Here is a 12,269-nt window from a genome sequence, read left to right as displayed (position 1 = left end):
ACTTAGTGATGTGGACTTATGACATTTGGGGATGATAATCTGCTTTGATTTGTACGAATAAGACAACGAAAACACCTAGAAACAGGAATGAGGTGACCCAGAAAATAGAGGAAATCCCAAAGAAGATGGAAAAGAGTCCAGCACATAATGGACCTAAAACGTTGCCCATTAGAGCAGCACCACCGGTTATACCATAAGCGGCTCCGCGTTTTGCTTCAGGAATCAGATACGTCACAATGGTATTGGCACTTGGGATCATCGCTCCGATGCATAAGCCATTGACGGCACGCATGATGCCTAATGTGAAGATGCTGTTTGCCGCAAGCTGACCAATAAAAGTAATGGCACATAAGATAGAGGCTATGGTAAGGATTCGGCGATGGGAATAATGTTTGCTGATAAAACCCATACTGGCCGAGGCTAAAGCACTGGTTACTCCGCCGATTGCAATGATTGTGCCTGAAATACTGGCCAAACTGCCTGTATTGGATACCATACCCTGAATATAAATCGGCAAGATTGGTCCGATGCTTTGCATAGCAAATTGTGCTAAGAATAAAACCATCAGCATGACTTTTAAATCACCTAAAGAACAAATATAATGAAGAGTTTCTTTGATGGAAGTTTGTTCATTTTTGGGTGCTGGTGTGAAAGCTTCTGAAATGGCAAAACGAATAATCACTAATGTGAGTAAACATAGACAGCCGAAAATGATAAACGGTAAACGATAACCAAATAAATCGGCAATGATACCGCCAATCATTGGTCCAACGGCACCACCGACAATGAGTGCTGTTTGAAACATACCCACAATGAATGGAATTTTTTCTTTTGGTGCCATACTGATGCCGAGTGCGGTTGCAGCAGCGACAAAACCACCGCAAAGACCTTGAAATATGCGCAAGGCTAAAAGCTGATAGACGTTGGTTACAAAAGCCATTACAATCATAATCAGCCCAAAGATAAGCAATACTTTTTCAACCATTGGTTTGCGACCTTTGCGATCGGCCATAGCCCCCCAATATGGATTCGAAAGTGCGGCAAAAAATGAAGTAGCACCCATGAGAATTCCGGCCCAGAGACCTAACGAGGATGTATTGGTGACACCAAGCTGCGTTATATAAAGGGGTAAAAATGCGACGACACCAGTGATTGCACTCATACCGATAAATTGTGCTGCCCACATAATATAAAAAGAACGTTTCCATTGTGATTGATTTGTGTTATTTATAGACATAGTATACCTTCTTTAAAAATAAATTATAAAAAATCAATTTTTTTACTTGAAACTATTGATGATTCTTTGAAAGTATAGCACAATAAGAAGTATGGTAAAACTAGCAAAAAAGTATATGTAATATATAAAATCGGAATACAAATGGGGGGAAGCATATGGAATTTAAAGATATGCATTCATTTTATGCAGTCGTGGAGGAAGGTAATATTAGTCACGCAGCAAAACGTTTGGACATTGCGCAACCGGCCCTCAGTAAACAAATGAAAAAACTGGAGGAATCTCTGGGGGTTCAACTTTTTGAACGCGGCAGCCGCAGAATCAGGCTTACGGAGGCTGGGCGAATTCTTTATACAAGAGTTGAGCAAATATTAGGTATGGTAGACGGAACAGTCAATGAAATTACGGCGATTGGCTCAGGCGTAATGGGATCGTTAATGATTGGTACGGTGACGACCTCTGGTGCTACACTTTTGCCTGGATTGATTAAAGAATTCCATAAACGGTATCCCAAAGTTACATTTCAATTATGGGAAGGAGAAGGCGCTCGCATTTTAGAACTTTTGGATAATCGGATCATTGAGATTGGTATCACGCGCACGCATGTTGATCCTAAGATTTATGAGTCCATTACACTTACCAACGAGCCACTGGTTATGGTTATGCAGAAAAATCTGTGCTGCTGCGGGAAACGTGTGGATCGGGTAAGTTTGCTGGAACTTAAAGATCAGCCGCTTATTATTCCTTTGCGTTGGAAGACAATTTTTTTAGCACAATGTAGTACCTTGGGTTTTGTACCGAATATTGTTTGTGTGAGTGATGGGATTTTGCAAAATATTTTATGGACGAAAATGGGAATTGGTATGGCCTTGGTGCCGAAGTCTACTGAGGAATTGTTGACGGAAGATAATCTTGTATATAAAGCGATTGTTGATCCGGTGATTTCAACACAAACTGTAGTTGCGTGGCTGAAAAATCGTACGTTGTCACATAGCGGTCAGCATTTTTTGACATTATTTAAAGAAATGTTTCATTAATAAAACGTATAGAATAACCAAATAAGATCGTAGCGAAAAACATTATGTGAAAAATTAAAAGAGTGGAGATGCTGTTATGGATTTTGAATTTAAAATAGGGATGAAAGAAACTGCACAAGATGTGGTAGCTGAGCAAAATACGGCAGTTTTTATGGGTAGCGGAAGTTTACCGGTATACGCAACTCCAGCAATGCTTGCACTTATAGAAAAAGCTAGTGCGCTTTTGGCACAAAAAACTCTCCCGGATTTGATGTCTACAGTCGGTATTTTGCTGAATGTAAAGCATATTGCCGCAACACCTGTGGGGATGAAGGTGCGTGTAGAGAGTGAACTTATTCTTGTAGAAGGTCGAAAACTGACTTTTAAAGTCACAGCTTTTGATGAAAAAGAAAAAATTGCCGAAGGAATCCATGAGCGTTTCGTTATTAAAAAAGAGTCTTTTTTGCAAAAAGCAGAGGCGAAATTGTATTGATAAATAAAAAATGTAGATTTTTGAACACAAAAAAGACGAGCCATAATTCATTATGACTCGTCGTCTGTTTAAAAACTGGTCGGGATGACAGGATTCGAACCTGCGACCTCATCGTCCCGAACGATGCGCGCTACCAAACTGTGCTACATCCCGATTAACACACTACATATTATATTGCGTTTAGTAGAAAAAATCAAGTGATTTATACATATTTTTACAGCTGAGTTTCAATGGCTTTTCCGATGATTTGCATGCCGGCAGTTATTTCTTGCAGGCGAATGGTGGCAAAACTGATTCGAATATGTTGATCTGAGGTTTGGCGAGGGAAAAAAGGGGATCCTTCTGTTAGCAGAACCCCGTTTTGAAAAGCGACTTCCATGATGCTTTTTGCTGAGACATTTTGTGGCAATGTAAACCAGATCGATAGACCGCCATTGGGCTTGATGAAATGAACATCTTTCGGCAGGTATTTTGCAATAGCTTGCAGGGTAAATTCAAATTGTATTTGGTAGGTTTGTTTGATTTCGGCAAGGTGCTTTTGCCAGATGCCTTGGCGCAGATATAAATCAAATGCTCTTTGGGTAAGGCCAGAGGTTGATATATCGGATAGATGTTTTACATTTAATAATTTGGCAGCAAAGACTTTTGGCATTGTTAAAAAAGCTAGGCGGAGTCCCGGCATAAATATTTTTGAAAAGCTCTTGAGATAGATGACACGATCGTCACGATCAAGGGCTTTGAGTGGTGCTAAAACGTCTTTGCTATAGGATAAATCACTGATATAATCATCTTCCAAAATAAAAACATTATAATATCTTGCAAGTCCCATTAAGCGGTTTCGTTTGGCAATTGAATAGGAAATTCCTGTAGGATTTTGGATGTTTGGCATAACGTAAATTAGTTTTGGGCGAAACTGGCGGAGCTTTTTTTCGAGGTCATCGATATCAATACCGTCTACTTCTAAATTAATATCAATGATTTTGGCTCCGCGTGAGCGAAAAGCGTCGATTGCGCCGGGGTACGTTGGTCTTTCAGTGAAAACATAATCACCATAATTCAATAAAGCTCGGGCAACGATATCGATACCTTGTTGGGCGCCGGAAATAATTTGTACGGTATCGGGTGTTGTCTTCACACCGCTTTTGTTGAAATGTGCGGCAATGGATTCACGCAATGGATAAAAGCCTTGGCTCTCTTGATAGCTGAAGGCGTAACCTTGATCGCGGTCGAGGACTTCAATAAGGACCTGCTTAAATTTTTCGACGGAAACAATATCTGGATTTAGCGAGATACTAGACATATTTATCATTGCAGAATCAAACGGTGATAAAGTTTCGGGATCATCGATTTTTCGGTCATTGATCTCTAGGGGCTGTTCCTCATCAATTGAGGTATTCGATTCTGCGACATAACTGCCACTGCCGGAACGTGAAAAAATATAGCCATTTTTTTCAAGTTCTTTATAAGCACTAACGACTGTTCCGGCATTAATATTTAAAAATGCGGCAAATTTCCGTACGGGAGGTAAAAGGTAACCGGGCGCAAGACGACCAAGTTTAATATATTCACAAAGCTGATTGTATAGTTGTACATACAGAGCCTCTTTGCTGTTTTTTGTTAATTGTATTGATACAAAATCAATGAAATTATTTTCCATCTTGTATATTACACCTCACTTTGCTAGAATAAGAGAAATTTAAGACCGATCAGTTATTTTGTATCGGTACAATTTTATTTTAACAAATACAAAGTACTATAACAATAGGAAAAGAGGAATAATTTTATGGAAAACAGATATGAATTAAATAAAAACTTGGCACAAATGCTTAAAGGCGGTGTCATTATGGATGTGACAAACGTACAACAGGCTAAGATTGCAGAAGCAGCTGGCGCAGTAGCTGTTATGGCACTGGAACGTGTTCCGGCAGATATCCGTAAAGAAGGCGGTGTTGCCCGTATGTCAGATCCTAAAATGATCCGTGAAATTCAGGCGGCTGTATCGATTCCGGTTATGGCAAAAGCAAGAATTGGTCATTTTGTTGAAGCGCAGATATTAGAAGCACTTGGTATTGATTACATTGATGAATCAGAAGTATTGACTCCAGCAGATGATGTGAATCATATTGATAAGGCTGCCTTTAAAATTCCTTTTGTCTGCGGGGCACGTAATTTAGGGGAAGCGCTGCGCCGTATTGGTGAAGGAGCAGCAATGATTCGTACGAAGGGCGAAGCTGGTACAGGCAATGTAGTGGAAGCAGTCCGCCATATGCGTACGATGGTGAATGATATGCGCCGCGTACAAGCTGCTTCACAAATGGAACTTATGACAATTGCCAAAGAATATGGCGCACCATTTGATCTAATACAATATGTGCATACAAACGGGAAACTCCCTGTTGTGAATTTTGCTGCTGGCGGGATTGCAACCCCAGCGGATGCTGCACTAATGATGCAGCTTGGTGTAGATGGTGTATTTGTCGGTTCAGGTATCTTCAAATCAGGTGATCCGGAAAAACGTGCGAAAGCAATTGTTGAAGCAACAACTTATTATAATGATCCAGTTAAACTCGCCGTGATTTCGGAAGATCTTGGTGAAGCGATGGTTGGTATTGAAATTGATACGCTCGCACCACAGGAACATATGGCAAACAGGGGCTGGTAAATATGTATACAGTTGGAGTACTGGCGATTCAAGGCGCGGTGGCAGAGCATATTGCCTGTCTGGATCGTTTACCTGATGTTGAAGGTCTTGCCGTTAAGACAATGGCTGAAATCAATCAAGTTGATGGACTTATACTGCCGGGAGGAGAATCTACAGCGATGGGGAAAATCCTTGGTTATTATAATATGTTGGAACCGCTTCGCACTAAGATAGCCAATGGATTGCCTGTTTGGGGGACTTGTGCTGGTCTTATCCTGTTGGCAAAAGAAATAACAGGGCAGCCAGTACGCTATTTTTCAACGATGGATATTACCGTTCGTCGTAATGGCTATGGCAGCCAGCTTGATAGCTTTGAAACAACGGTTTCGTTACCGAACGTTTCGCATGGCAATATACCACTAGTTTTTATTCGAGCACCTTATATTGAGAAAGTTGGGGAATCTGTGGAAGTTTTAGTCAAGATACAGGGGCACATTGTAGCAGCCGCGCAGAATAATATGCTGGTGACTTCGTTTCATCCGGAACTTACGACGGATTTGAGTTTTCATCGGTATTTTTTCAAACATTTTATTCAAAATCGAGCGGCGAAATAAATATTCTTCTCTATTTTAAGAAGATTTATAGGTATAAGGCACTAGATAGGTACAATATTTTTGTCCTAACTAGTGCCTTTTTGTTTGTACAAAACAAAAAGAAAATTCTAATAATTTATCTTTATAAGAGAGAAAACGATTAAATCAGTGAAAATAATAGAATAAATACTAAATTTTCAGAACAATATATTATAAAGCTTATTTTTGTCTTTATTTAAGCGAATATAAAGAATATTTGCTATTGAAAGAAAAAAATAAATCTATATAATAAAGATATAAACAAAAACGATAAAAAAAGATCAAAATAAAACACAATACATAAAGTATCGAACATAAAGGGACATACTTAAAGTGCGTATTCTTAAATTTTATATAAAAGAAACATAGGGGGAGTCACACATGAAAAAGAAGTTAATCTTTAGTGCAGCGGTTATAGGGGCATTGGGTCTGTCGAACGTTGCGATGGCGGCACAGGCAAATCCATTTGCCAGCGTACCGAAAGATCATTGGGCCTATTCTGCTGTGGAAAAGTTAGTGCAGGATGGTCTGGTTGATGGTTATGGTGATAGCGATTTCCGTGGAGAAAAAGCGATTACCCGTTATGAAATGGCAGAACTCGTAGCCAAAGCAATGTCGAATGTGGATAAAGCAGATGATGCCAACAAAGCGTCTTTGGATCGCTTGTCAAAAGAATATTCAAGTGAACTGGATAATATGGGAGTGCGCCTCAAAAAAGTTGAAGATAAAATGTCTTCTTTTAAATGGTATGGTGATGCACGTTTTCGTTATTATGAAAATAAAGATAATAAAATAAAAGATACGAATGATGGTCATACGTCAAAGGCTAGCCAGTTTGAAGAACGTGTACGTTTGGGAATTTATGCTGAACCCGGGAAAAATTTATCCATTAATGGGCGTATCAAATATGAAAATCAAATTAATGTGAAAAACGGCTGGGGCGGCAACAATCAGAACTTTAATTCTTGGGATAACAGCTATCGGGATCAGGGCGCATTCAGACTTGATAAATTCAGCTTGGACTGGGATCATGCGAATACAAAAGTTTCGCTTGGCCGTGTTGAGCTGAATTTGGGACAGGGCCTTCTTTGGTGGGAAAATCAGATTGATGGTATCTATGCTACACATAAATTTGGCAATAATGTGACAGCTTCGGCTGGCTGGGGCGACATGGCAGCCGAAGGCTGGCAGGATTCAAATATGGGAGCATTTATGGCAAATGTTGACGTTACTACAAGTGCTGCTACCCATGTTACGCTGGCTCATTTAAAAACGAATGGAACATTGAAAAACCATTCCACAGAATATCAAAATAAATGGGTTGATGTAGGTGGAACTTGGACTCAAATACCTGTGCTTACGGACGTATGGACGGACCAGGCATATGCATTTGATCAATATGCATTGGGCTTTAATTCACAAATTAGCAAAAAGGTTAATTTGATTGCTGAATATGTGAAGAATAATGCAGAATCTGCTGATCAAAATCATGGCTATTGGACGAGATTGACATATGGCAATCAAGTTTGGAGTCAGGCGAAAACATGGAAAGTGTATGCTGAATACATGAGTCTTGGCAATGCAGCAATTGATTCTAAATATTGGGGGCATAGACTTAACGTAGCTGGTGGGAATGGTTACAATGGTGATGGCGATAAAGGCTGGGGTATTGGTGCAAGTTATATGCTAGCTAGCAATACAAATTTAGAATTAACTTATTATAAAATGCAGCCGTATGATAGTGGAAAATCCGGCTTTAGCAAATATGATGATATAGCATATGCGGCTGTTACCGTTAGCTTCTAAATTAAAAATTTAAATTTATTTCGTAGATTCGTTTGAACAAGGCAGGTGGATTTACGAACATTGGTAGATGTATATTATTCAAAACAAATATATGAGGTGAAGACATGAAAAAAAACAAATTAGCTTCGCTGGTGCTTTCTGCGATTATGACAGGTTCTCTTATTTTTGGTGCAACCGATGCAGAAGCTGCAATTCAGGTGAATCCGATTGATGGTATTCGTTCTGATTTTATTAAGGGTGCAGATGTATCAATGCTCAAAGAAATCGAATTAAAAAATGGTAAATTTTATGATCAGGGTGTAGAAAAAGACTGCTTAGATATTTTGCAGCAGCATGGTATTAATTGGGTTCGTTTACGGATCTGGAATAATCCGATCGTGAATGGCATTGAAGTGGGCGGCGGTAATACGGATGAAGCGAAGGCTTTGGAACTTGCAGCAAGAGCAAAAGCAAGAGGCATGAAAGTTTTACTTGATTTTCATTACAGTGATTTCTGGGCTGATCCGGGTAAACAAAATAAACCGGCAGCCTGGGCGAATCATAATGCAAAACAGTTGCAAAAAGATGTTTATGACTATACGAGCAAGGTTATGAAAGACTTTACGGCAAAAGGCATTGCACCGGATATGGTGCAAATTGGGAATGAACTTAATAATGGTATGCTGTGGCCGGAAGGAAAACCTGTGTCACCGGAAGGTTATAAAAATCTTGCGGGGATGATTGGTCAAGGCTTGAAAGCAGTTCATGATAATGACCCAAATCACCAGGTTAAGTTGATGGTTCATTTGGCAAATGGTGGCGATAATGCATTGTACCGCAGTTTTTTTGACTCTTTAATTGTGACGAATAAAGTGAATGATTTTGATGTCATTGGCTTATCTTATTACCCATTCTGGCATGGTAAAATGGAACAGCTTGAAAATAATATGAATGATATTAGTGGCCGCTATAATAAAGACGTTGTTGTCGTAGAAACAGCATTCGGCTTTACAAACGATGGCTTTGATACACAGAAAAATGTTTATGGACCGACGGAAGAACGGATTGGTGGTTATAAGAGCAGTGTCCAAGGGCAGGCGACAGGACTTCGAAACGTTATGGAAGCTGTAAGTAAAGTAAATAATAAACGCGGTATGGGTATCTTTTATTGGGAACCAGATTGGATTCCGACCCCTGGTGTTGGCTGGAAATATGGCGAGGGCAATGAATGGGAAAATCTTGCTATGTTTGATTTCAAAGGGAATGCTTTAGAATCATTAGATGTCTTTAATCTTGTATCTGCGAAAGACAATAAATTTGTACAGGCCGCAATTAAAGCGTTGGAACCGGTTGATGTAATAGGAAATATAGGAAAACCAACTGAATTGCCACAAACGATTAGTGCGGTTTATACAGATGATTCCAGCAAAGACCTTCCGGTTGTCTGGGATGTGGCAGCGCCAGTTTATGATACAGTTGGTAATTATCGTGTCAGCGGCAGTGTTACTGGCAGTGAGATTAAGGCGATAGCTAAAGTGACTGTGATCAATAAAGTAAATCTTGTTAAAAATGGCAACTTTGAAACAGGCGATTTAAATCAATGGACAGTTAAAGGCGATATGAGTGCGGTGAATAACTCTAATTCTGCTGGTGATGTCCGTGATAAGAGTGCTATGCATTATTGGGCGGATAAAGCTTTTTCCTTTACGGCAACACAAACTATTACTGGTTTGAAAAATGGGAAATATACGTTGTCGGTTTGGACACAAGGCGGTGGCGGTGAAAAAACTGTGCAACTGTTTGCAGAGCAATTTGGCGGTGCGAAAGTAACGACGCCGATTACAAACGATGGCTGGAATAAATGGCATCAATGGACAATTAAAGACATTAATGTTACGAATGGACAAATTACAATTGGTGTCGACAATCAAGCAAATGCAGGTAATTGGGGCTCCGTTGATGATGTTGAATTGTATGTTCAAGAATAAAACTCTTTGATTTAAATTGATAGGCAATAAAACATCTATCTCAGCTGGGTTCTTGTTATGTAAAATATAAGAATCTAACGTAAGATAGATGTTTTATTTTAAACTATGTTTGATTAGAACATGTAATGGGATCGGAAATAAAATATAGATATAATAAAAAACAGCGTAATATTGTGATATAAAGATAAAAATATATAAAAAATTGGTTTAATGTAAAAAAATAGACTTATATGGTTATAAATGATCTAAAATGATAAAAATATAACATTGAAAGAATCTTCGTAAACGTTATAATAAATATATAAACAAAAACGATAAAAAACGATAAACAAAGAACATGATTTGTATTATAACTTTTATACAACAGAAAAGAGATGAAGCAATGTTAAAAGAAGAACGTCAAGAAATCATATTGGAAAGTTTAAACAAAGCCGATATTATTCGGGTAGCTGATTTGACACAGAAACTAGAAGCAACTGAAATGACGATTCGCAGAGATTTACAAAGCTTGGAAGAACGTGGTCTGTTAATTCGAATTCATGGGGGAGCTCGCAGTAAGGAAAGCGCGAAGTTTGAAGAACTTTCCTTAAATGAAAAAAGAGGTATCAATACAGAAAACAAGATGGAAGTCGCTAAAATTGCGGCAAGTTTAGTAAACGATCATGATATCATTTACGTCGGACCAGGAACTACAGCTGAATTTTTAGCGGATTACATCAAAGCATCAAACGTCAAAGTGGTTACGAATTGCTTAAGTGTATTTGAACGTTTTCGCGGGGATGATCGTTTTGATCTGATTTTAGTTGGCGGTCGCCTGAGAGCCAAAACAAATACCTTTGTTGGCAGTTTTGCCAATGATATGCTGGCGAAGATACGTGTGAAGATTGCGTTTATTGGGGCCAATGGTGTCGCAGGCAATGATGTTATGACTTCAAATGAAGAGGAAGGCCATTGTCAAAAAATCATCATGAATAATGCCATAGAAAGATATCTTTTATGTGATTCAAGTAAAATTGAAAAGGAAGATTTCTATACGCTATATAATTTAGAAGAAATTACTGCACTACTTACAGACTCAAAAATTGATCCAGATTTAAAACTAAAATATTCGAAGTATTGTAAGATCATGAATGCAGTTCAGGAGGAAAACTTATGAAAATATTGATTGGTTCAGATCATGACGGGTATGAATTGAAGGAACATATTAAAGGGTACCTTACAGGTAAAGGGATAGACGTGGTGGATAAAACGACGGATACGGTTGATTTTGTCGATGCAGCGGCGAGAGTTTCACGGGGTATTCTTGCCAAAGAAGCAGATCGAGGGATTTTAATTGATGCGTATGGAGCTGGTTCTTTTATGGCAGCGAATAAACACAAAGGTATCATTTGTGCCGAAGTATCTGATGAACATTCTGCTTATATGACACGAAGCCATAACAATACTTCAATTATTGCCCTTGGTGCCGGCATTGTTGGTGCACAGCTTGCGGAAGCGATTGTGGATTCTTATATTGAAGCAGAATATGCGGGAGGACGGCATCAGATTCGTGTAGATATGCTGAATGAAATGTTATAAGAAATTAAACTAGGAGGAATTGGTATGAGGATAGCAGTTGCATGTGACCATATTGTCACGGATAGAAAAATACATGTTGTGGATTATTTAAAACAGAAAGGGTATGAAGTGATTGATTGCGGGACCTATGATCATGCCAGAACGCATTATCCTATTTATGGTAAGTTAATGGCGGAAACAGTTGTATCGGGTAAAGCAGATTTAGGAATAGCAATCTGCGGAACTGGTGTTGGTATTACAACATCAGCTGATAAGGTTGTGGGTGCGAGAGCTGCCTTGGTTCGGGACATGACAAGTGCAATTTATGCGAAAAAACATTTAAATGCAAACATTATTGGTTTGGGTGGCAGGATTACCGGCGTGGGACTTATGGAAGAAATTTTAGATGCATTTATTGAAACGAAATTTGAACCAACTGAAAAAGATAAAAATTTAATTGCAAAAATCGATGTGATTGCTAAACGAAAAGATAGCCAATATTTAAATGAGCATCTATTTGACCCGTTTATTGAAAAGTGGAATCGCGGCGAATATCACGATTGATTTGAGTTTTTTTAACATGGGGGATGAAACGTATGACAAATGAAGAAATGGAAATGACTACAGTAGAAATTGTTGCGTATGCAGGAGATGCAAGATCAAAATACATCGGTGCTTTAACCGCTGCGAATAATGCAGATTATGAAAAAGCGACAGCCATGATTCAAGAGGGTGATGATTTGATCACCGAAGCACATAATACGCAGACTAAATTATTGCAGATGGAAGCTTCCGGAGACTCTGTAAAGATTACTTTTTTGACAGTTCATGCGCAGGATCATCTTATGACGGTTATGTTGCTGCGTGATCTCGTGAAAAACTTTATTCAACTTTATAAAAAAGTAAATAAATAAAAGAAGAAG

The 12,269-nt window shown here is 38.8% G+C and carries 12 protein-coding genes and 1 tRNA gene; 10 read left to right on the top strand and 3 right to left on the bottom strand.

Features of this window, described 5'->3' with window-relative positions:
- Positions 1–16 precede the first annotated feature (16 nt).
- Positions 17–1,237, bottom strand: coding sequence for an MFS transporter (locus F606_RS0103230; protein WP_019552432.1), 1,221 nt, complete (start codon positions 1,235–1,237; stop codon positions 17–19).
- A 155-nt stretch (positions 1,238–1,392) separates the two neighbouring features.
- Between F606_RS0103230 and F606_RS0103225 the strand changes: the two genes are divergently transcribed.
- A complete protein-coding gene (locus tag F606_RS0103225) occupies positions 1,393–2,271 on the top strand; it encodes a LysR family transcriptional regulator (RefSeq protein ID WP_019552431.1) in 879 nt (292 codons plus the stop codon).
- Between the two features lie 76 nt (positions 2,272–2,347).
- A complete protein-coding gene (locus tag F606_RS0103220; protein WP_019552430.1) occupies positions 2,348–2,743 on the top strand; it encodes a thioesterase family protein in 396 nt (131 codons plus the stop codon).
- Positions 2,744–2,819: 76 nt separating this feature from the next.
- Here the strand turns inward: F606_RS0103220 and F606_RS0103215 are convergent.
- Positions 2,820–2,896: transfer RNA gene (locus tag F606_RS0103215), tRNA-Pro, on the bottom strand.
- Positions 2,897–2,957: 61 nt separating this feature from the next.
- Positions 2,958–4,400, bottom strand: coding sequence for a MocR-like pyridoxine biosynthesis transcription factor PdxR (gene pdxR, locus F606_RS0103210; protein WP_019552429.1), 1,443 nt, complete (start codon positions 4,398–4,400; stop codon positions 2,958–2,960).
- A 126-nt stretch (positions 4,401–4,526) separates the two neighbouring features.
- Between pdxR and pdxS the strand changes: the two genes are divergently transcribed.
- The 8 genes from pdxS to F606_RS0103170 all read left to right on the top strand — a co-directional run bounded on the left by pdxS (position 4,527) and on the right by F606_RS0103170 (position 12,260).
- Positions 4,527–5,405 carry a pyridoxal 5'-phosphate synthase lyase subunit PdxS gene (pdxS, locus tag F606_RS0103205; RefSeq protein ID WP_019552428.1) on the top strand — a complete coding sequence of 293 codons (879 nt, stop codon included), beginning with the start codon at positions 4,527–4,529 and terminating at the stop codon, positions 5,403–5,405.
- Positions 5,406–5,407: 2 nt separating this feature from the next.
- Entirely contained in the window at positions 5,408–5,998 is a 591-nt protein-coding gene (gene pdxT, locus F606_RS0103200) for a pyridoxal 5'-phosphate synthase glutaminase subunit PdxT (protein WP_019552427.1), read from the top strand.
- A 399-nt stretch (positions 5,999–6,397) separates the two neighbouring features.
- Positions 6,398–7,822, top strand: coding sequence for an S-layer homology domain-containing protein (locus F606_RS0103195; protein ID WP_019552426.1), 1,425 nt, complete (start codon positions 6,398–6,400; stop codon positions 7,820–7,822).
- Between the two features lie 104 nt (positions 7,823–7,926).
- Positions 7,927–9,789: a glycosyl hydrolase 53 family protein gene (locus F606_RS0103190; RefSeq protein WP_019552425.1), complete on the top strand. Its 1,863-nt coding sequence runs from the start codon at positions 7,927–7,929 to the stop codon at positions 9,787–9,789.
- A 382-nt stretch (positions 9,790–10,171) separates the two neighbouring features.
- On the top strand, positions 10,172–10,945 hold the full coding sequence (locus F606_RS0103185) for a DeoR/GlpR family DNA-binding transcription regulator (RefSeq protein ID WP_019552424.1): 774 nt from the start codon (positions 10,172–10,174) through the stop codon (positions 10,943–10,945).
- Positions 10,942–11,367, top strand: a complete 426-nt coding sequence (gene lacA / locus F606_RS0103180) for a galactose-6-phosphate isomerase subunit LacA (RefSeq protein ID WP_019552423.1) — start codon at positions 10,942–10,944, stop codon at positions 11,365–11,367. Before F606_RS0103185 ends, lacA begins: the two co-directional genes overlap by 4 nt.
- A gap of 24 nt (positions 11,368–11,391) precedes the next feature.
- On the top strand, positions 11,392–11,910 hold the full coding sequence (gene lacB, locus F606_RS0103175; protein WP_019552422.1) for a galactose-6-phosphate isomerase subunit LacB: 519 nt from the start codon (positions 11,392–11,394) through the stop codon (positions 11,908–11,910).
- A gap of 32 nt (positions 11,911–11,942) precedes the next feature.
- Entirely contained in the window at positions 11,943–12,260 is a 318-nt protein-coding gene (locus F606_RS0103170) for a PTS lactose/cellobiose transporter subunit IIA (RefSeq protein WP_019552421.1), read from the top strand.
- Positions 12,261–12,269: the final 9 nt, after the last annotated feature.

The sequence above is a fragment of the Propionispira raffinosivorans DSM 20765 genome, assembly GCF_000381065.1.
GTDB classification, from domain to species: Bacteria; Bacillota; Negativicutes; order Selenomonadales; family Selenomonadaceae; genus Propionispira; species Propionispira raffinosivorans.
This window is presented reverse-complemented; position numbering and strand designations above follow the sequence as displayed.

What these genes read in the sequence shown, in the direction of transcription:
- F606_RS0103230 (WP_019552432.1), bottom strand. Translation starts at nt 1,237, where the DNA reads ATGTCTATAAATAACACAAATCAATCACAATGGAAACGTTCTTTTTAT.
- F606_RS0103225 (WP_019552431.1), top strand. Translation starts at nt 1,393, where the DNA reads ATGGAATTTAAAGATATGCATTCATTTTATGCAGTCGTGGAGGAAGGT.
- F606_RS0103220 (WP_019552430.1), top strand. Translation starts at nt 2,348, where the DNA reads ATGGATTTTGAATTTAAAATAGGGATGAAAGAAACTGCACAAGATGTG.
- pdxR (WP_019552429.1), bottom strand. Translation starts at nt 4,400, where the DNA reads ATGGAAAATAATTTCATTGATTTTGTATCAATACAATTAACAAAAAAC.
- pdxS (WP_019552428.1), top strand. Translation starts at nt 4,527, where the DNA reads ATGGAAAACAGATATGAATTAAATAAAAACTTGGCACAAATGCTTAAA.
- pdxT (WP_019552427.1), top strand. Translation starts at nt 5,408, where the DNA reads ATGTATACAGTTGGAGTACTGGCGATTCAAGGCGCGGTGGCAGAGCAT.
- F606_RS0103195 (WP_019552426.1), top strand. Translation starts at nt 6,398, where the DNA reads ATGAAAAAGAAGTTAATCTTTAGTGCAGCGGTTATAGGGGCATTGGGT.
- F606_RS0103190 (WP_019552425.1), top strand. Translation starts at nt 7,927, where the DNA reads ATGAAAAAAAACAAATTAGCTTCGCTGGTGCTTTCTGCGATTATGACA.
- F606_RS0103185 (WP_019552424.1), top strand. Translation starts at nt 10,172, where the DNA reads ATGTTAAAAGAAGAACGTCAAGAAATCATATTGGAAAGTTTAAACAAA.
- lacA (WP_019552423.1), top strand. Translation starts at nt 10,942, where the DNA reads ATGAAAATATTGATTGGTTCAGATCATGACGGGTATGAATTGAAGGAA.
- lacB (WP_019552422.1), top strand. Translation starts at nt 11,392, where the DNA reads ATGAGGATAGCAGTTGCATGTGACCATATTGTCACGGATAGAAAAATA.
- F606_RS0103170 (WP_019552421.1), top strand. Translation starts at nt 11,943, where the DNA reads ATGACAAATGAAGAAATGGAAATGACTACAGTAGAAATTGTTGCGTAT.